This window comes from Paenibacillus sp. FSL F4-0243 (genome assembly GCF_037963295.1).
GTDB lineage: Bacteria > Bacillota > Bacilli > Paenibacillales > Paenibacillaceae > Paenibacillus_AQ.
This window is the reverse complement of record NZ_CP150151.1, coordinates 4022217-4048509: the sequence shown is the minus strand read 5'-3', so window position 1 is coordinate 4048509 and position 26293 is coordinate 4022217. Positions and strand designations below refer to the sequence as shown.

The following is a 26293-nucleotide window of genomic DNA, read 5'->3' as shown; positions in this document are numbered from 1 at the left end:
AATATAGTAGATCTTATCAAGAAAAAATGGTCCATCCAGTTATGCGAGAGCAGATGAAGATGCATTGGGAAGAAGTACTGAACACAATTAATGAGCGCACTCGTACAATTTAACGAAGCGAAAATAGGAGGCTTGATATAGATGAAACCCCGAATTACAGTAATAACACTAGGCGTGGATGATTTGGAGAGAGCTTTGGTTTTTTACAGGGATGGATTAGGATTTCCGACCGAAGGGATCATTGGCAAAGAATTTGAACATGGAGCGGTTGCCTTTTTTGATTTGCAGGCAGGCTTGAAGCTGGCACTTTGGAATCGGAAAGATATGGCCTATGAGGCAAAGGTTCCATTATCCCCAGCCAGTTCAACAGAAATAAAGATTGGCCACAATGTAGGAAGTAAAAAGGAAGCAGATCAGGTTATGGAGCTAGCTCAAAAGGCTGGTGCGAAGATCGTTGACCCTTTACATGATACCTTTTGGGGAGGGTATTCCGGTCACTTTATGGACCCCGATGGGCATTTGTGGGAAGTCGCATGGAATCCGGAATGGGAGCTCGAGAATTAAAGGAGTCTATTCAGAGCTTTGTTACTTAGCCTCTCTTAAACCGTATTCTCAGAATACGGTTTATCTCTGTTTCTATACGAATTTTTTCGCTTTACACTCTGAACCCTTCCTCCCTCTTTTTTTAACTGCTTCAGTACAAATGTCGACAAACTTAATATATCATGATATATTATTATGTATAAAGATTAAAAAATTAGAGTCAGGAGATAACGAAAGTTATGAATGAGACAACGTCATCCAAACCGATGTATGAAAAAATATTTGATGAAGTGAAGCAGCTTATTGTAAATAAATCCTATGGACAAGGGGAGCGAGTTCCTTCAGAAAAAGAACTGGCCGAAACCTATAATGTAAGTCGGATTACGAGTAAAAAAGCTCTGGAAATGCTAGCGGCCGAGCATTTAATTGTGAGAAAACCGGGAAGAGGTTCGTTTGTGGCTGATCCGGCAGTTGACTACATAGATTCAGTTATGTCTCCTGAGACGACCTCCGACGGGACGGTTTTTAATTCCTTTAACCATGAGGAAAAGACAATTGGTCTGATTATTACCGACTTTGGCAACAGTTATGGAACAGGCTTGATTTATGGGATGGAACAGGCTTCCCGTGATAATGATTGCTTCCTCGTTCTACGAAGAACATTTGGCGTACCAGAGAACGAAGAACAGTCTATTCAGAAGTTGCTTAGCTTGGGTGTAGATGGTCTGATTGTTTTTCCGGCTCAAGGCGAATTTTTTAATGCTGAGATTCTAAAATTGGTGATCGGCCGTTTCCCTTTAGTTCTGGTAGATCGCCATCTGAAAGGAGTAGCGGCTGCTTCGATCGGCACGGATAACATAAAGGCTGCACTTAAAGGGACAGAGTACTTATTTGATCTTGGGCATACTCATATCTCTTTCCTCTCTCCACCTCCAGCGGATACGACGGCTCTTGAGGAGCGGGTGGAGGGATTTATACAAGCACATGCGGAGCGGGGGATAGCTGTAGATAAGGGGTTGTGGGTTAGTGATTTAACCTCAACATTACCAAATTCCTTTAATGATGAGAATATTGAACACGATATCTCACGGCTAGTTTCTCATTTACAAGAGAATCCAACAATAACGGCGCTTTTTGCCGTGGAATATAATATTGCCCTGCTGGCTAGAACTGCGGTTGAACGTCTTGGGCTGCGGATTCCAGAGGATGTTTCAATCATTTGCTTTGATAGTCCACCAACTCCACTCGGCTCGGGTTATGCGTTCACTCATTTGCGGCAGAATGAAGAAGAAATGGGGCGACTGGCAGTTGAGAATGTACTGCAAATTATGAATGGCCAGACTGTATCGAATAAGATAATGCTGGAAGCTGAGTTGATTTCTGGTGAATCTACGGGACCTGCTAAACCATCTAATTCTAATTAATTTTATGCGATTATCCATAAATTAGTTGTTATAAAAACCTATCTTTTTGGATGGGTTTTTTTGTTTGTTTTAGATAGATGTTTATCATTATAGAAGTATTGATATATCATTATCAATAAATAAACATATTGACATACTAATTACATGACAATATACTAATTTGTGAAAGCGCTTCAAAGGAGAAAGAAAAAGGGGGTATTATAACTGAAAGCAACCAGAGAAATCCCTGAGTCGATGAAGAAACTGGCATCTAATGTAAAAGCGCAGCTGAGGGATCGTCCAAAATTAGCCGAAATGTTCGAGAAATGTATGGATAACACCTGGAATACAACCTTAAAAAGAATGGCGAATGGCACCACTTTTGTCATTACCGGAGATATTCCAGCGATGTGGCTGCGGGACTCGGCCGCTCAGGTTAGACCCTTTCTGATCCTTGCCTCCGAGGATGAAGAAATTGCGGACATGATTGAGGGACTTGTACTAAGACAATTCGCATGTATTCAGCTTGACTCTTATGCGAACGCGTTCAATGAAGAAGAAAATGGGGATGGCCATCAGGAGGATCTTACAGAGATGAGCCCAGGAGTATGGGAAAGAAAATATGAGATTGATTCATTATGCTATCCGATCCAACTGGGTTATCTGCTCTGGAAGAATTCGGACCGAACTAGTCAGTTTAATGATTCATTTGTTAAGGGTGTAGAAAGAATTATTGCATTATGGACTACTGAACAGAAACATGAGAGCGATTCCAATTATCTTTTTCAACGGATGAACTGTCCACCTACGGATACATTAGTGCGTGAAGGTAAAGGAACGTTGACAGCTTATACCGGAATGACATGGTCCGGATTTCGTCCTAGCGATGATGCCTGTGAATACGGGTATTTGGTTCCTGCTAATATGTTCGCTGTGGTTGTTTTAGAGTATGTGTGTGAAATTGCCCGAGAGATCCTAAGGGATCAGGAACTGGAATTGAAAGCTAGAAAACTTTCTGAACAGATTAATGAGGGAATACGTCAGTATGGAATCGTAGACCACCCAGAGTTTGGGTCAGTCTATGCATATGAAGTAGATGGCCGTGGACTGGTGAATTTGATGGATGATGCAAATGTGCCAAGTCTGCTCTCTATCCCTTATTTGGGTTATGTGAGTGCCGAGGATCCTATCTACCAAAATACCCGAAAGCTTATTTTAAGTAGCAATAATCCTTATTTCTTCGCAGGAAAGGAGGCTTCTGGTATTGGAAGTCCACATACGCCTAGTCGTTATATCTGGCCTATAGCTTTAGCGATTCAGGGAATGACATCTACCAGCGATGAGGAACAGGAATCCTTGCTTAATCTGCTGGAGAAGACGGATGCGGGCACCGGATTTATGCATGAAGGGTTTGATGTGGATAATCCCGACGAATTTACACGTCCATGGTTCTCATGGGCAAATATGATGTTCTGCGAGCTGGTGCTTATGCACTGCGGGTTACAAGTTAAGCGGGGTTAATGTCTACAAGTTTTTCAATCGACTCTAAAGGGGATAGAGAACATGAAAAAATGGCTGGTTACCACACTTGCTTTGGTTATGACAGCTTCACTTGCTACGGGCTGCGGTGGCAGTAATGGGTCCACCGGTAAAGAGTCCGGAACTGCAAGTAAATCAGGGAGCAGTGATGGAAAAAAGACGGAGCTTACCTTCTGGGGGGATTGGGGCGGTGAGGGGCAGAAGCAATTTGAGACCATGGTTGATGCCTTTAATAAATCGCAGGATAAGATTCATGTAAAGTATGTGCTGCAGCAGGATATGATCACGAAGTTCCTGACTTCCGCAACCAATGGCGGCACTCCTGATGTGCTGTTTTGGGATCGCTGGAGAACTTCATTGTATGCTCCAAAAAACGTCCTGCATCCGGTTGACGAATACTTAACGCGTGACGGTATTTCCGAAGATGACTTCTACAGCGAATCCCTTCGTGAGCTTTCATACGATGACAAATTATATGGGCTGCCGCTTACCGTAGATGCTCGTGCTCTTTTCTATAATAAGAAGCTGCTCGCAGATGCAGGACTTCAGCCTCCAACAACATGGGATGAGCTAGAGACGGCTGCTACGAAGCTCACCAAATGGAACGGCAATAAATTGGAAATTGCAGGTTTTTCAATGGGGGATTTGGGGCTTTTTAATATGTATCTTCAACAGGCTGGCGGCACCATGCTTACGGAGGATGGAAAGACCAATTTTAATAATGATAAAGGAAAACAGGTGCTAGAGTTCTGGGATCGCCTGATGAACAAAGATAAGGTGTATAAAGTAGGGTTTGAGCTTGGACTTGGGGAAGGGCAAGATGCTTTTGTCACAGGCAAAGTTGCTATGTTGTATTCCGGTCCGTGGATGCTCAGCACTTATAACAAATACGGTAAAGATCTAGATTATGGAATCGTTCCCCCTCCAGCTGGACCAAACGGGGATAAAGGCAGTGTTATGGGCGGATTTGGTCTGGTGATTCCAGAAGGTTCCAAACATAAGGAAGAGGCGTGGGAGTTCATTAAATGGTGGACAGCGAACAAGGATAACGCATTGCTCTGGGCCAAGACCAGTCTGAATCTGCCTGGCTATAAGCCGTCTATGGAAGATCCATTCTTCAAAGATGATCCCAAGTGGCAGCCGTTTCTAGAAACACTGGAGTTCGCTAAGGTTCGTCCAAACCACCCTGGTTATTCCGTGATGGAAACCGACGCGTTGGCACCCAATTTGCAGCTAAACCAGCAGAACAAGCTGAGTATTGACGAAACCTTGAAGAAATCACAAGAAGAAGGCGACAAAATGCTAAAGGATAATGAGGTAGTGAAGTAATAAGTAAGACATTTGAAGTAAGGGGGAGGTCTTGCCTCCCTTTTGCTTAGGAGGGGGTAGCTGAAATGGCTTCCATCAGAAAGCTAGAGAAACATCAGGCGCGGACAGCTTATTTGTTTATTACACCAACGGTGTTGCTATTTACAGTATTCACGGTCATCCCCGTGGTAATGGCGTTGTATTTAAGCTTTACCAATTACGATGTACTTAGTAGAAATGATTGGATCGGTTTTGATAACTATCGCCGTTTGATAGAAGACAGTTTGTTATGGAAAACATTCCGAAATGTATTTTTTTATTCGATCATTTTCGTTCCGCTAAATATCCTGATTTCGCTGCTCCTCGCGATTCTACTTAGTCGAAGCTGGCGTGGGGTGAAGCTGTTCCGCACTCTGAATTATCTGCCAACTCTTACATCCGCCGTTGCTGCTGCTACCGTTTGGATCTGGCTTTTGCATCCTGAATTTGGTTTGGTTAACGGATTGTTGTCCTATGTTGGGATTACAGGTCCAGCTTGGTTATCCGAGACCCGAACAGCGATGTTGTCCATTATTATGCTTACTCTCTGGCAGTCGGTAGGTTCTAATATGATTATCTACTTGGCAGGTCTGCAAGGTGTGCCTGACTATTTGTATGAATCCGCAAGGCTGGACGGTGCCAATAAACTGGATTGTTTCCGGTATATTACTTGGCCGCAACTACGTCCTACGACCTTTCTAGTCAGCACGATGGCAATCATTGGTGCGTTACAGTTGTTCGACCAAGCTTTTGTGCTGACGCAGGGTGGTCCAGCGAATATGACGAAAACTCCGGTTTATCTGATCTATCAACAGGGCTTTAATCAATTACAAATGGGGTATGCGTCTGCACAAGCTTTTGTGCTTGCTGTGGCGATTCTCATATTCTCACTTATAAACATGCGGATCACAAAGGCGGAGGAGTCCATTGTATAAGCGGGCTTGTCATGCAGAAAGGGGATAGAGGTATGGATACTAGTGGAAGTTCGTTATTAAAAAGACGCTTAAGTAAATCTATTTATTATATAGTGTGCATTGTTATTGCAATCGTAATGTTTCTACCTTTCTATTGGAGTGTTCTTACATCTTTGAAGCCTGACGAAGAGATATTCGCCATGCCCATTCGGTGGTTTCCTTCACATTTGACCTTAGAGCACTATCGTAAGGCGTTTACAACGGTTCCATTTGCCCTCTTTTTCTGGAATTCACTTGTGCTTGCTGTAGCAGGTGTACTGGCGAATCTGTTTTTTGGGTCGATCAGTGGCTACGCATTCGCAAAGTTGAATTTTAAGCTCAATAAGCCAATATTCCGCGTGCTGCTAGCGGCGATGATGATACCGGGCATAGTGACGATGATCCCTACAGTTTATGTCATGCGTCATATTCCATTTTTCGGAGGTAACGATATTTTTGGCAGTGGGGGGAACGGGTTGATGAACTCCTTCTGGGGGATTATTCTTCCGGGGGCTTCAGGAACTTTTGCTGTGTTCTTTATGCGGCAATTCTTTCTTACCCTACCTAGTGACATGATGGAAATGGCCCGGATCGAAGGCTGTGGAGAGTTTAAGATATTTTGGCGCATTTATTTGCCGCTGACCAAACCAGCGCTGGCGACTTTAAGCATCTTTACTTTTCAAGCGGGCTGGAACAGCTTCCTATGGCCCATGATTGTACTGAATGACCCGGATAAAGCAACGATTCAGATGGGACTTCAAGCCTTCTCCTATAATTCCCAAACAGATTACGGTCCAATGATGGCTGGTGCGCTTGTTGCGATTCTGCCGATATTGGTGCTCTTTCTGGCACTTCAGCGTTATTTTGTGCAGGGGATTGCATTCAGTGGCATAAAAGGTTAATTCTATAAAAATCGAATCAGGGAGAGAGTTTATATGAACCAATTGGAGATCGGGATTTGGGAGGAACGGGCGAATCAAGCACAAGCTGCGCTGGATTCATTATTCTGGAATGACGCGATCAAAATGTACAATATAGAAACACCTTGTCCAAACGGAGAATGTAATACCATTTTTCATTATTGGTGGATGGCTCATGCTGTGGATGTATTGGTAGATGGATTACAGCGAACTAGAGAGGAATGGTATGCCGAACGGCTTTCCGCGCTTCATGAAGGTCTTTTGCGACGAAATGGGGGAGTGTGGCCCAACGAGTTGTATGATGATATGGAATGGATGGCTCTCGCGTGGCTCCGTGCCTATCAAGCAACAGGAGAGGAAGTTTATAAAGATACAGCCCTTCTTTTATGGGAAGACATTCAGACAGGCTGGAACGAGCATATGGGTGGTGGGATCGCTTGGCAGAAGTCACAGTTGGATTATAAAAATACACCTGCCAATGCCCCAGCAGCTATACTGGCGGCTCGTTTGTATCAAGCCTTCGGTGAAGCTGAGAATCTAGAATGGGCGCTAAAAATTTATAGATGGCAAAAAAAGCATCTGGTAGACCCGACGACGGGTTTTGTATGGGATGGCATGAATCGCACGGGCAATGGCCAGATCGATAAGGATTGGAGATACTCCTATAACCAAGGTATCTATATTGGCGCAGCTGTAGAACTCTATCGTATCACTAAGGACCCATCCTATTTGGAGGATGCCCGATTAACTTTTTCCGCTGCTGCTCATGAGCTTGCTGAGGCTAAGGCGGGTGTACTTCCAGACGAAGGAAATGGAGATGCTGGATTGTTCAAAGGAATCCTGATTCGGTATACGGCAGAATGGGTCAAAGCTGATGCCGCAGCTGTTGAAGCTGTCGATTTTCTGCGTAGGAATGCTGAATCTCTCTGGGAGCAAGGAAAGTCAGAGGACGCAGCTTTGTTTGGCACGGATTGGACTTTGTCATCTACTGGTGTAATTCAGCTCAGCTCCCAGCTTAGTGCAACGAAGTTATTGGAGAAGATGGCTGAATTAACTAAGGATCAGATTTGAGGTGAACTTTTAATGACACAAGCAAAAGAAGCCCTAAAAGCGCTTAACTGGCAGGAAAGGTCGGAGTGGTTCCAACAATGTCTAGAACGTAATTATTATAATGCGGAGACGGGGATCATGAATCAATGGTATCCCAGAGAGTATAACGTTGCAGGTGAGAATTTTTATTACTGGTGGCAGGCTCATGTCATTGATATTCTAGTGGATGGCTACGAGTGTAGCGGAGATCCTGCATATTCACTGAGAATCAAGGAATTGAGTGAACATCTCCAAGCTTATAACGGTGGGACTTTCAGGCATAATTACTATGATGATATGGAATGGACAGCATTGGCGCTGCTACGAGCTTATCGGGCAACTGGATATGAATCCTACTTAGGTGCTGTGCTAGATCTATGGGAGGATATAAAATCAGCTTGGAATGAACATTTTGGAGGCGGTTTGGCCTGGAAGAAGGATCAGCTCGATTATAAAAACACACCTGCCAATGCACCAGCCGTCATTCTAGCAGCTAGGTTATATGAACTTTTTCAAAAGCAGGAGGATCTGGAGTGGGCACTCCGTATCTATGAATGGAACAAAACATATTTAGTGGATCCTGCGACTGGTTTTGTGTGGGATGGAATGAACAGACTCGGGGATGGCCAGATTGATTTCGATTGGGAATTTACTTATTGTCAGGGAGTGTTTCTAGGTGCGGGCTTAGAGCTGTATAAGAATACGGGGGATGTCCATTACTTAGAAGATGCGAATCGAACTGCTAATACATGTATTGATCGTCTATGCGATCCGATGAATATGATGTTGCCTGATGAAGGCATCGATGATACTGGATTGTTCAAGGGTATTCTGATTCGTTATCTGGTTCAACTTTGTGGAGAGGTTCCTGAGGCTAGCAGGATTCGTGAGGTAATCATGGCCAATGCTCGGCAGTTGTGGGAAAAAGGTCTCGATAAACAGCCGGGTCTTTGTAGTCCATCGTGGGAATTGAAACCGGAGCTTCCGGTTCAACTGAGCATTCAACTCAGTGGCTTGATGTTGCTGGAAGGGGCCGCTGTACTCATGAGGGAATAGCTTAAAGGCGTATAAAGAAGCTTCTCATTTTAAATGGTGCAGTGATCTTCCATTTAATGTAGAGAAGCTTCTTTTTTGTTATTATAAATTAATCGTTTATCTGTTAGAAAATCCGATGTTTCCAACCATTCAATTTAGCGACAGCTTCAATATAATAGTAGTCTCCATAGATCAGCGATACATCGATAAAGGAAGTGCCGCTGCCCGTTCCATGCAATAAAATCGCTTCATGCTCTGGCTGCTCCCAAGTCGCGTAATTTTCGGTCAGTGAGCGGAGAATTCGCTCCGCTGCATTAGCGTAGAGGCTTTTTTCGCCTACAGGTACGATCGCTGCAAGCTCTAACAAACCTGAAGCGGCGATAGATGCCGCAGAGCTATCTTTGAACATCCGTTCGTCATCCGCTAGACGGAAATCCCAATAAGGAACTTGATCCTCAGGTAAAGCCGAGATGAAATAATGGGCAATCCGCTTTGCGGTGTTCAAGAACCGTTCATTTCCACTGTGGCGATAGGTATTGATGAAGCCGTACAGCCCCCAAGCCGTTCCACGGCTCCATGAGGATTCAGCTGAAAAACCTTGACCGCCAAAATTCTCAATATATGCCCCAGTCTCCGCATCGAAAGATAGAATATGTTTGGTTGATCCATCCTCGCGAATACCATATTGCATCGTCGTCTCTGCATGGCTAATAGCAATATGCTTATACCGTGGATCACCAGTTACTTTGCTGGCCCAGAACAGTAGAGAGATATTCAACATGCAGTCGATAATTACCCAGCCATATTTATCTTCATTCCATGCGCGGATGAATTTGCCTACAGGATTATAGCGGGCAGCGAGGAAATTCGCCGCTTCAATCCCCCTACGCAGGGCATCTTCGTCACCCGTAATCGTATGTTTGATTACAGCTGTCGGAAGGAATTGAAATCCTACATCGTGATGCATCTCAACCGTTGGTTTGATAAACCATTCCTCCAAGGTTCCGTCCCAATGCCAAGCGGCTTTCTTGTATAAGTCTTTTCCAGTCATATCATGCATGATCCAGAGTAGCCCAGGCCAGAAGCCAGTGGTCCACCAGTCTGAACCAATATCATCAAATTTTCCATTTTTCCCTGCAAAATGTGGGCATTTGTCACCAATCTGCTTTACCATCTGTTCTACTTTTGTGTCGAGTCTGCATATAAGCTCTTGCCAATAGGATGATGTCATAATTACTGCCTCCAGTGTGGTGGTTAAGATATTATGAGTATAGCTTTCCTAGTGGCTGAAAAGTTTTGTTTTGCTACAATGAAATGTTCGAATATTGTCATGATGGAGGGTTGGAGGATGGTGAAAATGTTGGCGTTAATTATTCTTTCTATATTTTAATGGCGTTGTTCCGAGGACTTTTTTGAACAAGTGATTGAAATAGGAGGCGTTCGGGAAACCGACAATGATTCCGATTTGCTCCACAGGCAGGTCTGTCGTTCCTAACAAGCGGCAGGCTTGTTTGATTCTCCGGGCTGTCAAATAATCCACGAGCCGTCCGCCGGTCTCTTGATGAAAGATTCTAGAGATATAGGATTTGGACAAATGAATTTCCTCAGCCAGCTGATCCAGATTAACCTCCTCATGATAATGCTCTTCGATAAAGCTCATGATTTTTTCAGAATAGCGCAAGGTCCGCCGTTCTCCTGATTGGAATATCTGCTGATCTCCTGTCTTGATACTGCTCAATAATTGAAGGATTAACATCGAAATGTCTTCGGTATTTTCGCTTGGATTTCTTTTTTTATTGTGATCATATTGCTCCAGAATCCACTCCACAATTTCAACACGATTTTCAAGATCAATGGCGCAATACGTATTTTCCCCTCGCCAAAGTGTTGTGAATAAAGCTTTTCTTTTCGAAAAGCCCACTAGCAGGTTCTCCGCAACATGTGGATCAATATAGAAGATGGATCTTTCAAAAGGACAAGCGGGAGAGACCTCAGAATAGATCCGGTGCAGCTGATAGGGCTGGAAAAAGAATAACATCCCCCTGCGGATATCGTACATCTGCTGATTGACAACAACATTTCCCTGACCGCCATGCACGAACATGATTTCACAGCATTGATGCCAGTGATAATAACCTTTGTAATAGTCATCTGTATATATTTTGTAATCCCAAACTAAGGTCTTATGTTCTTCAAAAACAACGGCTTCGAATAGCTGCTTCATAGGCCCTCCAAGATGACAAAATACAAACATTTTTTTATTCCATTATAACTTTAAGGGTTATGAAAGCGATACAATAAAAATGAAATGAGCAATTCTATCGGGAGACAGGCCGCCATGTTAGATTACATAAACAGAAGCCCAGAATCCAGAATTCAAAAGCTTAAAGCTGAACTCGACTTGAAAACTGCAAAAGTGCAGTTTTTATCAGTTCATTAGGTGTTGGTTAAGGATATTGCTGCAAATATACACGAATATGACTCTAAATTAACCTTGGTTATCTTAAAATTAGTGAAAAACTGTATTTATGCAGGAAAACTCCTCCGTGGATGAATATAGGACTTAAAAGATGTAAAATTGCAGGATTTCTACAAGCGGTTCATCGCGTTGGGCTGGAGTTCATACTTTACAACAGATGATTGATATTTAAATGAATCTCTACATCAATTGGGCGTAATGGGCGAGCAAGCGTATAGGCAAGTCGGATGATTTCCCGTTCCGCCACACTCTCCAGACTAACTGACATGTGGACCAAAACCTTTGATTTCGATGACTAGCTTCACATACCGAGTGATGTATGCAAAGTCACAGAAATAGGATTGACCCCGCCAATCGAGCACTTCGAATTCAACAAAAGAACGTCCCGATCCATTCAAAAAGGAATGAATCGGGACGTTCTTCGTCTCGTACATTTAATTATAGTTAAGATTCTATTAGTTGACCAGACGAATAGGACTTTAAAACTTCATAAATCAGTAGCTTGATTTCCGCATTCTTTTGTTGATTACTAAGAAGGGGATTTGAGTGGCTTTAATATGAAAATGATGATGGAATGTACAACTTTCAATTAATGTGTGATACAATTAAATTGTACACAATTTAAATTAAGGGGAGTTAATCAAATGATCATAGCAGGTAATATCATGGTCGGTCTTGTTGCGTTAATACATATTTATATTGTCTATTTGGAAATGTTCGCTTGGTCAAAGCCCAAAGGGCTTCGAGTTTTTGGAATGACGCAGGAAGTTGCGGATGCTTCTAAAACTCTAGCAGCGAATCAAGGGTTGTATAATGGATTTTTAGCTGCTGGTTTAATTTGGGGACTGGTTCATCCGAATGTGAATTTCGGCCACCAAGTTGTAATCTTTTTCCTCTGCACTGTTATAGTGGCGGCGATTTATGGTGCACTGACGGTGAAAAAATCTATTTTGTTTATGCAAGGCCTTCCAGCTTTCATCGCTTTAATACTAGTAGTTTCGACTTATTTTCCTGTGACTTAAGCAGAAGCGGCAACTAACTGTTTGCGAGCAATACCCTTAAAAAAAGTTAATCCAAATTAAAAAAAAGGGCTGTTTCCCAGCAGGTAATTACCTGTCAGGGAAACAGCCTTTTTATGTCTTACGTCTTCACGAGGGGAAGAGCTGCTTATTGAATAGAGGCAGCATAAATCGCTTCTACGGATTTGGAGAGGAGTGCGTTAAACTCTTCGTCTGACTGCCCTGAACTTAATCCTTGCGATAAAGCACGTGAGAAGCTGGCGATTAATCCTTGATTATGGGCGAGTTTATCGTTGGCCTCAGCTTGAGTGTAACCGCCGGACAAAGCGACAATTCTTAAAACGTGAGGATCGTCCATTAACTCGCGGTAGAAGTTATTCTCCGTGGGTATTGAGAGCTTAAGCATGACCTTTACGTCTTGGCCCAGCTTAGACAATTGAGCTGAAAGTTCTTCTTTTAACAGCTTTTCCGACGCTGTTTTATCAGCAGAATGGATATCAACCTCAGGCTCGATAATCGGAACCAGTCCCGCTTCTAAAATTTGCTTGCCGACTTCAAACTGCTGTTCAACCACTTTTTTGATGCCGGAAGGATTGGCTTCTTTAATCACCGAGCGCATTTTCGTTCCAAAGATATTCCGTTCGCTGGCCCGCTTCAGAAGATCATTTAAGCCGGGAATTGGCTTCATGAGCTGTACCCCGTTTTCTGGCTCGGCAAGTCCTTTATCTATTTTCAGAAATGGGACAATGCCTTTTTCCTCCCACAGATAATCAGCAGTATATTTTCCGTCGATGAGACGGTCCATTGTGTTCTCAAATAAGATTGCACCCAGTATATACTTCGAATCAAATGCAGGGCTTTTGATAATGCGCGTTCGCATCTCGTGAACCATTGCATACATTTGATCTTCATTGGAGTAGCTGTCCTCTTTAATGCCATATTGCAGCAGCGCTTTAGGTGTACTTCCACCACTTTGGTCCAAGGCAGCTATAAATCCCTGTCCCGTCCGAATTCGATCCCATTGCTTCATATTCATGAAAAAATCTCCTTCCTTTCGTAAACTGAATGGAAATTCATGCGTTCTTTAATTATAACACTTAAAATACTGGCCTTAAACAAGAGGCAGGGTGAACAAGGAGGTAACCGTCCAACATGAGTTGGTAGCAACCAAAGAATTAAGGACTTCTTAGTCCGAATCAACCAAGGAGATCAGCGCGAGTTGACGTAAAGGACTGCATTGCAGCTATTTGTTTAGTTGGCGCATTTTTGAGAGAAATCGGACTGTAATAGCTCTTATCATCTCTCCGAAGCGTACTCTGATAATCTTCCTCGAAGATGACCTTTTTTATGCTTAAAAATCTAAGTTGAGATTAAAAGCAAGATCGATTTGTAATATTTTATGGACGTCGTCCATTTCAAAATGATCAATTACTTAAAGTTAGTTTGAAGATACGAGGGAGCGCGAGTGAAGGTGGCGACTGGAAATTTTATTCTTGTTACAAAGTGGCTGGTGTGATGATTTTCTAATCGGAGGGGGTGGATCGAAATTGGCTAAAGCCGCACTGAGATTGAGATTTTTCTTTAATCAACATGAATATCCGAGTAATTTAATGCGAATGATCCAATACTATTTTCTTTGTGACATTAATCATAATTACCAATTCATAGCTTTGTGAAAATAATAACTTTTCGTAAATGTCGAAATGAGGTTGACGTATGAAAATATCAGTCGTATGATTGATTCTACTGAGTATGTTAGTAATTAAAAGTAAGTATATAAATAATGTATAACAACAGGAGGAATGAAAGTGGAATCATCAACATTTGTGCTATTCGGCGCTACAGGAGATTTGGCAAAACGTAAAATCTATCCTGCACTATATAACCTCTTTTTAGATGGTCAAATTTCAGGTCCTCTTTCTGTGATTGGATTAGGAAGAAGAGAAGTTTCGAACGAAGCCTTCCGTAAGCAAGTACTGCAATCCTTACAGACTTTTTCTAGACAACCAGCCGTTGACTCACCGCAATTGCAGGTGTTCTTGGAGGCTTTTGAATATAGCGTACTAGACGTAGGGAATACCGAAGATTACTCCAAGCTGCTGGAGCATGTTAAACGTCGCGAGCAATTGTTCAATATTCCGGAGAATCGGATGTTCTATTTGTCTGTGGGTCCTGAGTTCTTCAAGGAAATCGCAGCTAATATTCACTCAAGCGGTCTGGGTTCCACGAAAGGCTGGAAGCGTCTGATTATTGAGAAGCCTTTTGGCACAGATTTGAAATCTGCAAGAGAGCTGAATGATAGCTTGAATGCCGTATTTACTGAAGAAGAAATCTTCCGGATTGACCACTTCCTAGGTAAACCGATGGTGCAGAATTTGGAAGTTCTGAAGTATTCTAATCCAGTGCTAAGAGCGCTGTGGAAAAATAGATATATCGCGAATGTTCAAATTACAGCGAGTGAGACTGTGGGCGTTGAAGAACGGGCAGGCTATTACGATAAAGCTGGCGCACTTCGTGATATGTTCCAGAACCATATGCTGCAGTTGATGATGATGATGGCGATGCAGCTTCCTAAAGGCAGTACACCTGAAGAAATCCGTGGGAAGAAAATATACGTCATGGAGCATCTCATTCCAATTAGCAAAGATGAGGTTAATAAACATGTTGTCCGTGGACAATATACAGAAGGTGAAATCAAAGGGAACCCTGTTGCAGGTTATTTGAATGAGCCAGGAATTAACCAATCCTCGCAAAATGAGACGTTTATCGCAGCGCGTTTATTTATAGATGATCCGCTCTGGAATGATGTACCTTTCTATGTTCGTACAGGTAAGAGAATGAAGGAGAAATCCACACGTATTGTTATTGAGTTTAAAGAACCGTTTAATGATAGTAATAACTTGAATAAAGGAAATGATGTACCGAATTTACTGATTATTGAGATTGGACCGAATGAAGCCATAACGCTACAACTTAACACGAAAGATCAGCTGCAAAAAGGAAAGCTTGAGCCTGTCCGCGCTACTTATGAAGCGGGTACTTCAGATGTTCCGGAAGCCTACGAGAATCTAATCTTCGATGCACTTCGTGGAGATGCTACCTTCTTCGCTCACTGGAGAGAAGTAGAACTGTCATGGCAGTGGGTTACACCTATTCAGGAAGCGATGGAAGAGGGGCTTATGCCACTTCACACTTATGCTTCAGGTTCATATGGTCCAGATGCGGCTATGGAGCTATTGGGTGAGGATCGCTGGTGGTTCGATGAGGCAGATCAGGAGGCAGAAGTTCTCTCTGCTCAGGCAGAAGTTGCAGCAACGCAGGAATCTATACGGCCAGGGGCGTAAGCCCCTGCCTGTTTTTTTTACCAATTTTGGAGAAATTACATCATAAGAATCTATATATCGGAGGGGAATTACATGAAAGTAGGATTAGTTGGATTAGGAAAAATGGGCTTCAATTTGGGCCAGAATTTGCTGGATCATGGACATGAGGTTGTTGCATTTGATTTGAATGCACCTGCTGTAGAGGAAATGAAAGCTAAAGGTGCCAGTGGAGCAGTAACGCTCCCTGAGTTGGTACAACAATTGGAAACGCCTAGAATCATTTGGATTATGGTTCCACATCAGGTTGTGGACTCTGTCATTGCTGAGATCACACCTTTGTTATCAAAAGGAGATATCGTCATTGAAGCGGGCAATTCACATTATAAGGAATCCATTCGCCGATATGAGCAATTGAAGGAACATGGAATCAGCTTCATGGACGCAGGTACATCCGGAGGGATGGAAGGAGCGCGTAACGGCGCTTGTTACATGGTTGGTGGAGATCCTGAAGCTTGGGAGGTTGTGGAGCCCATCTTCCGTGATACAGCTGTGGAAAGCGGCTTTTTATATGCCGGCAAAGCTGGTAGTGGCCATTTTCTAAAAATGGTTCATAACGGTATCGAATACGGCATGATGGCTGCCATCGGTGAAGGCTTTGAGGTGCTGGAAAAGAGTGAGTTTGATTATAACTTTGAGGAAGTCGCCCGGGTGTGGAATCATGGTTCTGTCATCCGTTCTTGGCTGATGGAACTGGTTGAACGTGCGTTCTCGAAAGATGCTAAATTGGATGAGATCAAAGGGATTATGCACTCCTCCGGAGAAGGCAGATGGACGCTCGAAACTGCATTTGATCTGCAAGCTGCAACACCAGTGATCGCGATGGCGTTATTAATGCGCTACCGTTCACTAGAGACCGATACCTTCACTGGTAAAGTAGTGGCTGCACTTCGTAATGAATTTGGTGGACATGCCGTTGAAACGAAGTAAATAACGTTAATCATTAGCCCGAATTTCCTCGCAATTCATTCTGCGGTGAGATTTGGGCTTTTGTTTTGCAAAAATTAATAAATGGAGAGAATAGATCGAGTACGACTTTAACCTTTTTAACATATTTTAGAGTTAGATGGGGAAATTACGATAAGGGGGAGTTGACATGCGAAGCGGAATTCGAGAAAGACTTCATTTTCTGTATAAATTTCTGCATGCACCCCGACAATTAGGAAGCGTGACTCCCAGTTCGCGCTGGCTGGCAAAAACGATGCTCGACATCATTCCGTGGCAACAAATTCATAATATAGCTGAACTGGGTGCGGGTACTGGAGCCATCACAAGATTTATTCCAAGCGGGGAAGAGACCGAGATGAATGTGCTCCTGTTTGAGAAGGATCCTGATTTTCGTCATCAACTAAGACTTAATTTCCCTGACCGTATTTTTTATAACGATTGTTTGCGGCTACGGCTTGCGCTTCATAATAGAAGGTTGGAGAAGTTAGACTGCATCGTGAGCAGCTTGTCTTTTAGGAATTTCTCAGCCTCAGATCGGACGCTTTACATTGAACAAATCATATCTTCTTTAAAAGAGGGCGGGTGGTTCATCACTTTTGAATATTTTCCTCAAATGAAGAAGGAATTAATGCAGCATTTTGATATTGTGAGTGCTAAATGGGTGCTGTTAAATTTCCCGCCAGCGCTTGTTTATATTTGTAGGAAGAAGGCTTTTACACAAGTAAAGCAATCAGATCATATTCATTCTTCCATAGATGTAATATCAATTTCTCAGGTTTCTACGGAAAGATAAGGATGAAAAATTCAACAAATGCCGTCACCCATACTCACTGGGGAACGGCATTTTTTAAATTAGGCTCAGTATGTTATTACCTCTGTTAATAGAGAACCTCAATATTGTCCTCGTTCAGACGTTTTAGCCAAGCTTCAGAAGGCTTACGGTCAGTAATCAAGAAATCAATATGGGCAAGCTCAACCAGCTTTGTAAAAGCAGTTTTATCGAATTTGGTGTGATCCGCCAGGAGTATGACCTTATTGGCTTGTCGTAGCATGTACTTCTTGAGCTCACACTCTGGTTCGTTGGAATCTGTGATGCCTCGTTCCATATCCATTCCTTTGCAACTGATTACCGCTGTATCCACATTGTATCTTTGAATGGTGTCATGGGCTACCGGTCCCACCAGCGACAACGATCGGTAACGAAGTGAACCGCCAGTAGAGATGATATCCATCCCTGAATTCGAGAACTCATGCAAAATATTAATAGAATTTGTGATGATGGTTAGATTGTTTTTGTTTCCCAGCAATTTTAGAAACTCAAAGGCTGTAGAGCTTGGATCTACCATTAATGTATCTCCATCATTGATTAAATCGAGCGCCTTCAAAGCGATTCCCCGTTTAATATCTGTATTCAAGGCATTACGTGTAACAAAAGGCAGATCCTCATTCGTATGGCGATTCAGCATAGCACCACCATAGGTACGACTAAGGATGCCATCCTTCTCTAGCTTCTCCAAATCTCTGCGTATCGTTTCTTCAGTGACCTCAAACATTTTACTTAGATCGGAGACTAGAACGCGTTTATCTTGATGGACGAGATCTATAATTTTTTTGCGTCTTTCGGCTGCAAGCATAGGAATCACCTTTCCAAAGCTATATTTTACAATCATAGCGCTTAATATCTGTGTTTTGCAATAAAAACAACTTAAAAACATCTGTACTTTCCAATAATATTCACAAAACAGATATAAAACAAACAAAAACAACATAATTAATATTTAAAATGTTGACAACAAAGATTTAGGAGCATACGATGAAGAAGGAAATAATTCCCTTAGAGATTAATCGAGTTAGTGTGATGCAAAGCCGGCTCAGCTGCTATTCAGAGGCCAGCCTGAGGCGCTGCAGACGAAATACAACGTTTATTGAACTCATTAGGAGGCTGGTCAAGCAATGAGCACGCATGTGTATTACGTTCCATCGATCAATATTATGGGCAAGGGATGCTTACAGGAGATTGGTCCTTACATTCAAGAACTTAATTTGAAGAAGGCACTTGTCGTTACAGACAAATTTCTTATGAAGAGCGGTATTGCTGGTAAATTGTTGGCGGTATTGGACGATGCGGGAATTGAATATGCCATTTATGATGAAGTGAAGCCCAATCCGACCTGTAAAAATGTCCACGATGGCGTAGATTATCTCAAAGCGCAGAATTGTGATTCTCTGATTTCCATCGGCGGTGGGTCGCCACAGGATACTGCTAAAGCCATTGGTATCCTTGCCACAAATGGCGGTCACATCAAAGAATATGAGGGCGTACACAAGTCGAAACATAAATCGCTGCCGATCGTTGCTGTGAATACCACCGCAGGGACTTCAGCTGAGGTCACTATTAACTATGTAATCACAGACGAAGAACGCAAAGTGAAGATGGTAATGGTGGATAAGAACAGTATTGCTACAATCTCAGTTAACGATCCAGAGCTTATGGTAGATAAACCCGCTGCACTTACGGCAGCAACAGGAATGGACGCTTTGACGCATGCAATTGAGGCACTAGTAACGCCAGGAGCATATCCGGTAACTGACGCTACGGCACTAGCCGCAGTGGAGATTATTTTCGCTAACTTGGCCCGTACCGTGAAGAATGGCCATGATATTGAGGCTCGTGAGCAAATGGTGTATGCGATTTTCCTAGGCGGACTTGCCTTCAATAATGCAGGGCTTGGTTATGTGCACGCGATGGCGCATCAGCTTGGCGGTGTATATGATCTGCCACATGGCGTATGTAACGCAATGCTACTCCCATATGTGGAAGAAGAGAATGCCAAATATGTGCCTGAGAAATTCAGGGCTATTGCTAAAGCGATGGGGTTAAACGTTGAGAGTCAAACTGATAAGGAATGCGCGGACTTCGTAATTGAGTCGATCAAGGCGTTGTCTAAAGAAGTAGGCATTCCATCTAAACTATCTGAGCTTGGAGTAGATGAGGTCGATCTTGATCTTTTAGCAGAGAACTCCATGAAGGATGCTTGTGCACCGGGTAACCCTTTTATTCCAACGAAGGAAGAAGTTATTACTCTATTCAAAAAAATGCTATAACTCATCCCTTTCTTTAGGAGATTCTTTATGAATAATCATATCGCCGTTGATATTGGTGCCTCTAGTGGGCGGTTAGTACGCGGAATACTGCAAGAGGGCGTCCTCACCTTAGAGGAGCTTCATCGGTTTAGAAATCGTTTTATAGAACAAGAGGATTCTTGTTTCTGGGACATAGATTATTTATTCGATCAGATCATTATAGGGCTTCAGGAAGCCAAGGCTCAAGGAATTACAGCGTGTACGCTGGGTATAGATACATGGGCTGTAGATTATGTACTCGTGGATGCGGAAGGGCATCGTATCCAGGAAGTTTACGCTTATCGTGATCGTAGAACCGATCTGGCTATGGATAAGGTAGCAAAGCACATTTCACCTCAAACCATATATGAAAAGACTGGTATTCAACAGTTATCTTTTAATACGTTGTATCAGCTTTATGTTCACAGTGAAGAAGAAATAGCCCAAGCGGATCAAATCTTACTCGTGCCTGATTATCTGTATTACAGATTAACGGGTCGCAAGATCAATGAGGTTACTAACGCATCTTCAACTCAGTTATTGAATCTAAAGAGTCGAGATTTCGACGATGACCTGTTGGATTTTCTGAATATTAAAAGAGATCAATTCGCTATATTGACTGAACCTGGAGTAATTATTGGCCCCCTCGATGAAGCACTAATTCAGGAATATGATCTTCCGGATTGCCTACTGATCTGTGTAGCCACACATGATACAGCTTCTGCAGTGCTGGGTGCTCCTCTCCAAAAGAACTCAGCGTATATTAGCAGCGGAACATGGTCTTTACTCGGTGTGGAACGAACTCAGCCTCTTAATTCTATGAAAGCCATGGAGGCCAACTATACCAATGAGTGGGGCGCATACGGAACCTACAGATTCCTCAAAAATATTATGGGCCTATGGCTCATCCAAGAGGTTCGCAGGTTGATGAACGAACGATATAGCTTTGCGGAGCTAGCCGAGCTTGCAGAGGGAGAGGAAGGTTTCCGAAGCCTGATCTCTTGTAATGACCCGAGATTTCTCAATCCTTCAAATATGATAGAAGAGATTCGTAATGCCTGCGCAGAGAGCGGGCAGCCTGTTCCTGAGACGCCAGGTCAGTTGGCTCGCTGTATTTTTGACAGCTTAGCATTATCGTACCTTACTTACTTGGAAGAACTAGAAGAACTATTAGAAAGCCGAATCGAGGTTCTGCAAATTGTGGGTGGGGGTGCTAACAACAGCCTGTTATGCCAACTGACTGCTGATGTTATAGGCAGAGAAGTTAAGGCTGGCCCAACGGAATCCACAGCACTTGGTAATATAGTGGTGCAGATGATTAGCACGGGAAGCATAACTGATATTAATGAAGCAAGAGATATTATCGCCGAATCATTTGAGATAAAGGCGTATACACCGCGCCCGACCGCCCATCTTGAAGACATTCTAATTCGCTGGAAAGAGCTTCAGTTGTCCAAAATACAACATCAAATCTAATTAAACTTACGCTATATGATTTTAGGAGGAACTACAGCATGGATCAGAGTATTATCACTAGCTATAATGAAGCCAAAAAATTATACGCAGCCCATGGGATTGATGTGGAGAAAGTGCTGGAGCGGCTCGCGCAAATTAAGATTTCCATCAATTGCTGGCAGGGCGATGATGTACAAGGGTTTCTTTTTAAAGATAAAGAACTAAGCGGGGGAATAGCAGTAACAGGAAGTTATCCCGGTCGAGCTGGCACGCCAGATCAATTGCGCCAAGATTTAGAAAAGGCACTATCCCTCATTCCAGGCAAGCATAAAGTAAATTTACATGCGATCTATGCAGATACAGATGAAAAAGTTGATTTAGATGAATTGGAGCCACGCCATTTCCAATCTTGGGTAGACTGGGCGAAGGAGCAGGGGCTGGGTCTTGATTTTAATCCTACTTGCTTCTCACATCCTAAAGCTGCAGACGGTTTTACGCTAAGTCACTCGGACGATGAGATTCGTAACTTCTGGATTAAGCATTGTAAGGCTTCTCGGACGATTGCCGCGCATTTTGGTAAAGAACTGGGTCAACCGTGCGTGACTAACTTTTGGGTACCAGACGGATATAAAGATACACCAGTTGATCGTTTAGGTCCAAGAGTGCGGTTAAAGGAGTCACTGGATGAGATTTTTAGTGTGGAAATAAATCCTCTTTATAATATTGATGCTGTAGAAAGTAAATTGTTCGGAATCGGTTCTGAGAGTTATGTGGTTGGTTCACATGAGTTCTATATGGGCTATGGTTTAACTCGCGGCAAAGCCATCTGTTTGGATGCCGGACATTTCCATCCTACTGAGATGATCTCAAATAAGCTATCTTCGATTCTTATGTTTAGTGAGCAGCTGCTGCTGCATGTAAGCAGACCCGTCCGTTGGGACAGTGACCACGTTGTAACTATGGATGACGAGCTGCTAGAAATCGCCCGTGAATTGGTACGTGGGGATTTACTCTCCCGAACGAATGTCGGACTTGATTTCTTTGATGGCAGTATTAATCATATCGCTGCTTGGGTGATTGGTACACGTAATACCATTAAGGCGTTACTTCGCGCAATGCTCGAACCGGTGGAAGAATTGAAGCGAATCGAGCGGCTTGGTGATTACACTTCACGACTAGCGTTGGTGGAAGAATTCAAATCGTATCCGTTTGGAGCCGTGTGGGATTATTATTGTGCATCGCAAGATACACCCGTTCGTGAGCAATGGCTGGCTGAAGTGAAGCGTTATGAGCAGGAAGTTCTGTCTGCAAGATAGAGTGTTAGAGTGGATGTGGAGAGCAACATATACAAAGGAGAGATTGACAATGAGTACATCTGTTTTAGAATCCAAAGGGTATATTGCCAGTAGTGAGGCTCCATTTATTCAGGAAATGTCAGAGATTACCCGTCATATGTGGGAGCTTGGCTGGGATGAGCTGAATGGCGGTAATGTCAGCTATCTGCTGGATGAGAATGAGGTTGCTAAATATATTAACGTTCTAGAGCCACTACGCACCATTAAACTTACCTTCCCTGTAAAAGAATTAGCCGGCAAATACTTCATCGTGACAGGTTCTGGCAAGTATTTCAGAAATGTGATCAAAGATCCGGAAGCTAATCTCGGTGTGCTTCGTGTTAGTGCCAATGGTGAAAGCGTAGAAGTGTTATGGGGATTACGGAACGGCGCTGTACCTACTAGTGAATTGGCTTCCCATTTCATGAGCCATATTGAGCGACTGAAGGTGGACCCTACGCACCGTATCGTATTGCATACACACGCTACGAATGTTATCGCGATGACCTTCACGCATGATCTGGATGAATTGAAGTTCACGAAGACGCTTTGGGAAATGTGCACAGAGTGCCTTGTTGTTTTCCCGGATGGCGTTAGTGTCATTCCATGGATTGTTCCTGGCAGCAGTGAAATCGGCCGCGAAACCGCGAAGAAAATGAAGGATCACCGCCTGGTCATCTGGCCGCAGCACGGGATTTTTGGCACTGGCTCCACTATGGATGCCACCTTTGGTCTAGTTGAGACTGTAGAAAAGGCTGCTACGATCTACAACTTGATTGGCGGAAGAGAAATTAAGCAAAAGATCACGGATCAGCAACTGTGGGATTTAGCTAAGGCGTTCGGAGTAACTCCAAAAGCTGGTATTCTTGAGGTTTAAGAAGTTCGTAATGGGATAAAACCCGGGCGTTCGCAGATTTTGCGAGGTCCGGTTTTTTTTATGATTTTTTCTTACACAAAGATCTTAAAAATTTGCATTTTCCATCTTCTGGGGAGATAATTAGCCTTACTTAAAGTAATCAAATAATCAATTGGAGGTAATATGTATGAACACAGAGCTATTATTTTCACCTATTCAAGTGGGGAATCTTTCGCTGTCAAACCGAATCGTCATGGCGCCGATGACTCGGGTATACTCACCGGATGGTGTACCAGGAAGTAATGTTGCCGCATATTACCGTAGACGGGCAGAAGGTGGAGTAGGATTGATCGTTACCGAGGGTACAGCTATTAATCATCCTTCGGCAGTCAGCCACGCCAATATTCCCAATATACATGAAGAAGCAGCTTTAGAGGGCTGGAAGCAGGTAGTAGAAGAAGTTCACGCAGCTGGAGGTAAGATCATCCCCCAATTATGGCATGTGGGAATGGCGCGAACTATAGGGGAAGGTCCAAATGTTGAAGCCCTTCCTATTGGCCCTTCTGGTCTGAATTTAGCAGGAGAACCTGTGACAGAGCCACTTACTACAGCTGAAGTTGAAAGCTTAGTTTCAGCATTTGCTCAAGCAGCAGAGAACGCGAAAAAAGTGGGTTTTGATGGTATCGAGATTCATGGTGCACATGGTTATCTGATAGACCAGTTCTTCTGGGAAGGAACGAACAAACGTACCGATCGTTACGGTGGCGATTTGGTTGGTAGAACTACATTTGCAGTAGAGGTTATTGAAGCTTGCCGTAAAGCGGTTGGGCCAGATTTTCCGATCGTGCTACGCTTCTCTCAATGGAAATTGGGTGCCTATGATGAGAAGCTGGCAAAAAATGCAGATGAGCTCGAAAGATTCCTTACTCCACTTAGCGATGCTGGCGTTGATATTTTCCACTGCTCCACTCGTCGCTTCAGCCAACCTGAATTTGAGGGATCTGAGCTTAATCTCGCAGGGTGGACCAAGAAAATCACGGGGAAACCATCAATTACGGTGGGTTCTATCGGTCTTAACAGTGATTTTTTTGCAGAAGACTCAGCGCAGAAGACAGAAGATAACATTAATGAATTACTAGAAAGAATGGACCGTGAGGAATTTGATTTGGTTGCTGTGGGTAGAGCATTAATAAGCGATCCGGCTTGGCCTGCCAAAGTTCAAAGTGGAGCAATAGACGAGATCATTCCATTCACGGCTGAATCGACAAAAACTCTATACTAAAGGGAAAGAACAGCGGGTTATGGACAGCTCTGTTTTTAGAATAATTTTAATTAAGGGATAATATTATCATAGATATTAAAAAGCGTAATAGGTAAGGAGGATATGGGTTGATAGATATCACAGAAGTCTTCATAGATACTCTAGCACCGAACAGTGCAGCAATTAAGAACGGGCAAGGACTAGTTAAGAAGAGACGATTCGTCCAATTGAATCAGTCGGAAGACGGCGTGGTTCTGTTTGGTGAATGTGGTGGTAGCGGTAGCAGCAACTATTATCCTTCTGCTGATTTTGTTGTTTCTGACAAACCGGTGATGCGTTGTACTTGTCCAAGTAGGCAGATTCCTTGTAAGCATGTCCTCGGATTGCTATATGCCTATGTAGGCAAGGAGACTTTCGTATCTGCAACGATACCTGAAGATCTTGCTGTTAAACGAGAAAAGATGAGTAAGCGTGAAGAACGAAAATCTGAGCTTGCTGCGGAAGGGGCTAATGTTAAGCCCAAGAAAGTGAACAAGTCCGCACTTAAAAAAAAGATTGGAGCTCAACTGGAGGGCTTGGCTGTACTGGAGAAATTGACCCAATCGCTTATACGTGCAGGACTTGGAACAATAGACGCCAAAGGTGTAAAGGATATTCAGGTGCACGTGAAGATGATGGGCAATTATTATTTAACTGGTGCACAAATTGAATTAAGACGATTAGCTTTATTGCTCTCTTCTTCTGACAATCGTGAGAAAACTTATTCATTAGCAATAGAGCAGCTAACCCGAATTCATGCGTTCATTAAGAAAGGGCGCGCTCATCTAACAATGAAGCTGGAAGATCCGGATATGTCTTTGAATCATGAATCTACGATTGAAGAATGGCTTGGTCATGCTTGGCAGCTAACGGAGCTTAAGGAATACGGTCTGATGAGCTCGGATGTAGAGCTGATCCAGCTTTCATTCCTAAGCTATGATGATGAAGCCAGACAGGAATTTGTAGACCTCGGCTACTGGATAGAAAAATCTACAGGTGATATACATCGTACGCTCCAATATCGTCCTTATAAAGCAGCTAAGTATATTCATGAAGAAGATAGCTTCACTGATGTTGCACTTATTCCTTCCTTCTATCGTTATCCTGGTGACCGGAACCGGAGAGTTCGTTTCGAGAATATGTCAACACGGCCTCTGACTAATCAGGATGTAGAGTGGATCGTTTCTAAGGCAGTTCATTCTTATTCCGACTGCTTCAAGCAGATAAAAAATCAGTTGAAGAATCCGCTAGCGGACAAGAATCCTGTGTTGCTGCTGCATGTGAATAAGATTAGCAAATCGCAGCAAGATCAGTTCGTCATTACGGACGAATCGGGCCAGCATTTGGTGTTAGACCAAATAGTAGCACTCGAGCAGGATACACTTGCACTGTTACAATACTTTACACTCGAAGAATTATCGGATACTACGATGCTGCTTATGTTTGAACATCAACTCGATACAGGACGATTGAAAGCACAACCGTTAACCCTTATCAAAGGGATGGAGATGATCCGTCTCTTATATTAAAAAAATTAAGAAAGCATAAGTTTCACATAAACTTTGGGAGG

The 26293-nt window shown here is 43.1% G+C and carries 22 protein-coding genes; 18 read left to right on the top strand and 4 right to left on the bottom strand.

Annotated features, from left to right (window positions below):
- Window positions 1-141: 141 nt before the first annotated feature.
- The 8 genes from NSS87_RS17885 to NSS87_RS17850 all read left to right on the top strand — a co-directional run bounded on the left by NSS87_RS17885 (window position 142) and on the right by NSS87_RS17850 (window position 8850).
- Window positions 142-564, top strand: coding sequence for a VOC family protein (locus NSS87_RS17885; RefSeq protein ID WP_339241765.1), 423 nt, complete (start codon window positions 142-144; stop codon window positions 562-564).
- Window positions 565-782: 218 nt separating this feature from the next.
- On the top strand, window positions 783-1967 hold the full coding sequence (locus NSS87_RS17880) for a GntR family transcriptional regulator (protein ID WP_339241763.1): 1185 nt from the start codon (window positions 783-785) through the stop codon (window positions 1965-1967).
- 234 nt (window positions 1968-2201) lie between these two features.
- Window positions 2202-3467: a glycoside hydrolase family 125 protein gene (locus NSS87_RS17875; RefSeq protein ID WP_339241761.1), complete on the top strand. Its 1266-nt coding sequence runs from the start codon at window positions 2202-2204 to the stop codon at window positions 3465-3467.
- Window positions 3468-3509: 42 nt separating this feature from the next.
- The gene (locus NSS87_RS17870) at window positions 3510-4814 is read left to right on the top strand and encodes an ABC transporter substrate-binding protein (protein WP_339241759.1); all 1305 of its coding nucleotides are present in this window, start codon (window positions 3510-3512) and stop codon (window positions 4812-4814) included.
- Window positions 4815-4879: 65 nt separating this feature from the next.
- A complete protein-coding gene (locus NSS87_RS17865) occupies window positions 4880-5767 on the top strand; it encodes a sugar ABC transporter permease (RefSeq protein ID WP_042188999.1) in 888 nt (295 codons plus the stop codon).
- Window positions 5768-5799: 32 nt separating this feature from the next.
- Window positions 5800-6687, top strand: coding sequence for a carbohydrate ABC transporter permease (locus tag NSS87_RS17860; protein ID WP_339241755.1), 888 nt, complete (start codon window positions 5800-5802; stop codon window positions 6685-6687).
- A 33-nt stretch (window positions 6688-6720) separates the two neighbouring features.
- Window positions 6721-7776: a glycoside hydrolase family 76 protein gene (locus NSS87_RS17855; protein WP_042188994.1), complete on the top strand. Its 1056-nt coding sequence runs from the start codon at window positions 6721-6723 to the stop codon at window positions 7774-7776.
- 12 nt (window positions 7777-7788) lie between these two features.
- A complete protein-coding gene (locus NSS87_RS17850; RefSeq protein ID WP_339241753.1) occupies window positions 7789-8850 on the top strand; it encodes a glycoside hydrolase family 76 protein in 1062 nt (353 codons plus the stop codon).
- 103 nt (window positions 8851-8953) lie between these two features.
- On the opposite strand, the gene NSS87_RS17845 is transcribed toward NSS87_RS17850, so the two are convergent.
- Entirely contained in the window at window positions 8954-10060 is a 1107-nt protein-coding gene (locus NSS87_RS17845) for a glycoside hydrolase family 88 protein (RefSeq protein ID WP_339241751.1), read from the bottom strand.
- 135 nt (window positions 10061-10195) lie between these two features.
- The gene (locus NSS87_RS17840; RefSeq protein ID WP_339241749.1) at window positions 10196-11053 is read right to left on the bottom strand and encodes an AraC family transcriptional regulator; all 858 of its coding nucleotides are present in this window, start codon (window positions 11051-11053) and stop codon (window positions 10196-10198) included.
- 899 nt (window positions 11054-11952) lie between these two features.
- Between NSS87_RS17840 and NSS87_RS17835 the strand changes: the two genes are divergently transcribed.
- Window positions 11953-12330 (top strand): DUF1304 domain-containing protein, encoded by a 378-nt coding sequence (locus NSS87_RS17835; protein ID WP_042188986.1) that lies wholly within the window; start codon window positions 11953-11955, stop codon window positions 12328-12330.
- Between the two features lie 145 nt (window positions 12331-12475).
- Here NSS87_RS17835 and NSS87_RS17830 read toward each other — a convergent pair whose 3' ends face one another.
- On the bottom strand, window positions 12476-13363 hold the full coding sequence (locus NSS87_RS17830; RefSeq protein ID WP_042188985.1) for a fructose bisphosphate aldolase: 888 nt from the start codon (window positions 13361-13363) through the stop codon (window positions 12476-12478).
- 772 nt (window positions 13364-14135) lie between these two features.
- Between NSS87_RS17830 and zwf the strand changes: the two genes are divergently transcribed.
- The 3 genes from zwf to NSS87_RS17815 all read left to right on the top strand — a co-directional run bounded on the left by zwf (window position 14136) and on the right by NSS87_RS17815 (window position 17448).
- Window positions 14136-15671, top strand: coding sequence for a glucose-6-phosphate dehydrogenase (gene zwf, locus NSS87_RS17825; RefSeq protein ID WP_339241746.1), 1536 nt, complete (start codon window positions 14136-14138; stop codon window positions 15669-15671).
- Between the two features lie 72 nt (window positions 15672-15743).
- Window positions 15744-16637 carry a phosphogluconate dehydrogenase (NAD(+)-dependent, decarboxylating) gene (gene gnd, locus NSS87_RS17820; RefSeq protein WP_042188983.1) on the top strand — a complete coding sequence of 298 codons (894 nt, stop codon included), beginning with the start codon at window positions 15744-15746 and terminating at the stop codon, window positions 16635-16637.
- Window positions 16638-16803: 166 nt separating this feature from the next.
- Window positions 16804-17448: a phospholipid methyltransferase gene (locus tag NSS87_RS17815; protein WP_339241743.1), complete on the top strand. Its 645-nt coding sequence runs from the start codon at window positions 16804-16806 to the stop codon at window positions 17446-17448.
- A gap of 85 nt (window positions 17449-17533) precedes the next feature.
- Here NSS87_RS17815 and NSS87_RS17810 read toward each other — a convergent pair whose 3' ends face one another.
- Window positions 17534-18289 (bottom strand): DeoR/GlpR family DNA-binding transcription regulator, encoded by a 756-nt coding sequence (locus NSS87_RS17810; protein ID WP_076283464.1) that lies wholly within the window; start codon window positions 18287-18289, stop codon window positions 17534-17536.
- 319 nt (window positions 18290-18608) lie between these two features.
- Here NSS87_RS17810 and NSS87_RS17805 point away from each other — a divergent pair, with 319 nt between their 5' ends.
- The 6 genes from NSS87_RS17805 (at window position 18609) to NSS87_RS17780 (ending at window position 26252) form a co-directional block, all read left to right on the top strand.
- A complete protein-coding gene (locus NSS87_RS17805; protein WP_339241741.1) occupies window positions 18609-19760 on the top strand; it encodes an iron-containing alcohol dehydrogenase in 1152 nt (383 codons plus the stop codon).
- Between the two features lie 27 nt (window positions 19761-19787).
- On the top strand, window positions 19788-21254 hold the full coding sequence (rhaB, locus tag NSS87_RS17800; protein WP_339241739.1) for a rhamnulokinase: 1467 nt from the start codon (window positions 19788-19790) through the stop codon (window positions 21252-21254).
- A 38-nt stretch (window positions 21255-21292) separates the two neighbouring features.
- Complete coding sequence (rhaA, locus tag NSS87_RS17795; protein ID WP_339241737.1) at window positions 21293-22549, top strand: L-rhamnose isomerase; 1257 nt, start codon at window positions 21293-21295, stop codon at window positions 22547-22549.
- Between the two features lie 49 nt (window positions 22550-22598).
- Complete coding sequence (gene rhaD / locus NSS87_RS17790; protein WP_042128469.1) at window positions 22599-23444, top strand: rhamnulose-1-phosphate aldolase; 846 nt, start codon at window positions 22599-22601, stop codon at window positions 23442-23444.
- A gap of 166 nt (window positions 23445-23610) precedes the next feature.
- The gene (locus tag NSS87_RS17785) at window positions 23611-24705 is read left to right on the top strand and encodes an NADH:flavin oxidoreductase (RefSeq protein ID WP_339241735.1); all 1095 of its coding nucleotides are present in this window, start codon (window positions 23611-23613) and stop codon (window positions 24703-24705) included.
- Window positions 24706-24812: 107 nt separating this feature from the next.
- A complete protein-coding gene (locus tag NSS87_RS17780; protein ID WP_339241733.1) occupies window positions 24813-26252 on the top strand; it encodes an SWIM zinc finger family protein in 1440 nt (479 codons plus the stop codon).
- Window positions 26253-26293 lie beyond the last annotated feature (41 nt).

What these genes read in the sequence shown, in the direction of transcription:
- NSS87_RS17885 (WP_339241765.1), top strand. Translation starts at nt 142, where the DNA reads ATGAAACCCCGAATTACAGTAATAACACTAGGCGTGGATGATTTGGAG.
- NSS87_RS17880 (WP_339241763.1), top strand. Translation starts at nt 783, where the DNA reads ATGAATGAGACAACGTCATCCAAACCGATGTATGAAAAAATATTTGAT.
- NSS87_RS17875 (WP_339241761.1), top strand. Translation starts at nt 2,202, where the DNA reads ATGAAGAAACTGGCATCTAATGTAAAAGCGCAGCTGAGGGATCGTCCA.
- NSS87_RS17870 (WP_339241759.1), top strand. Translation starts at nt 3,510, where the DNA reads ATGAAAAAATGGCTGGTTACCACACTTGCTTTGGTTATGACAGCTTCA.
- NSS87_RS17865 (WP_042188999.1), top strand. Translation starts at nt 4,880, where the DNA reads ATGGCTTCCATCAGAAAGCTAGAGAAACATCAGGCGCGGACAGCTTAT.
- NSS87_RS17860 (WP_339241755.1), top strand. Translation starts at nt 5,800, where the DNA reads ATGGATACTAGTGGAAGTTCGTTATTAAAAAGACGCTTAAGTAAATCT.
- NSS87_RS17855 (WP_042188994.1), top strand. Translation starts at nt 6,721, where the DNA reads ATGAACCAATTGGAGATCGGGATTTGGGAGGAACGGGCGAATCAAGCA.
- NSS87_RS17850 (WP_339241753.1), top strand. Translation starts at nt 7,789, where the DNA reads ATGACACAAGCAAAAGAAGCCCTAAAAGCGCTTAACTGGCAGGAAAGG.
- NSS87_RS17845 (WP_339241751.1), bottom strand. Translation starts at nt 10,060, where the DNA reads ATGACATCATCCTATTGGCAAGAGCTTATATGCAGACTCGACACAAAA.
- NSS87_RS17840 (WP_339241749.1), bottom strand. Translation starts at nt 11,053, where the DNA reads ATGAAGCAGCTATTCGAAGCCGTTGTTTTTGAAGAACATAAGACCTTA.
- NSS87_RS17835 (WP_042188986.1), top strand. Translation starts at nt 11,953, where the DNA reads ATGATCATAGCAGGTAATATCATGGTCGGTCTTGTTGCGTTAATACAT.
- NSS87_RS17830 (WP_042188985.1), bottom strand. Translation starts at nt 13,363, where the DNA reads ATGAATATGAAGCAATGGGATCGAATTCGGACGGGACAGGGATTTATA.
- gnd (WP_042188983.1), top strand. Translation starts at nt 15,744, where the DNA reads ATGAAAGTAGGATTAGTTGGATTAGGAAAAATGGGCTTCAATTTGGGC.
- NSS87_RS17815 (WP_339241743.1), top strand. Translation starts at nt 16,804, where the DNA reads ATGCGAAGCGGAATTCGAGAAAGACTTCATTTTCTGTATAAATTTCTG.
- NSS87_RS17810 (WP_076283464.1), bottom strand. Translation starts at nt 18,289, where the DNA reads ATGCTTGCAGCCGAAAGACGCAAAAAAATTATAGATCTCGTCCATCAA.
- NSS87_RS17805 (WP_339241741.1), top strand. Translation starts at nt 18,609, where the DNA reads ATGAGCACGCATGTGTATTACGTTCCATCGATCAATATTATGGGCAAG.
- rhaB (WP_339241739.1), top strand. Translation starts at nt 19,788, where the DNA reads ATGAATAATCATATCGCCGTTGATATTGGTGCCTCTAGTGGGCGGTTA.
- rhaA (WP_339241737.1), top strand. Translation starts at nt 21,293, where the DNA reads ATGGATCAGAGTATTATCACTAGCTATAATGAAGCCAAAAAATTATAC.
- rhaD (WP_042128469.1), top strand. Translation starts at nt 22,599, where the DNA reads ATGAGTACATCTGTTTTAGAATCCAAAGGGTATATTGCCAGTAGTGAG.
- NSS87_RS17785 (WP_339241735.1), top strand. Translation starts at nt 23,611, where the DNA reads ATGAACACAGAGCTATTATTTTCACCTATTCAAGTGGGGAATCTTTCG.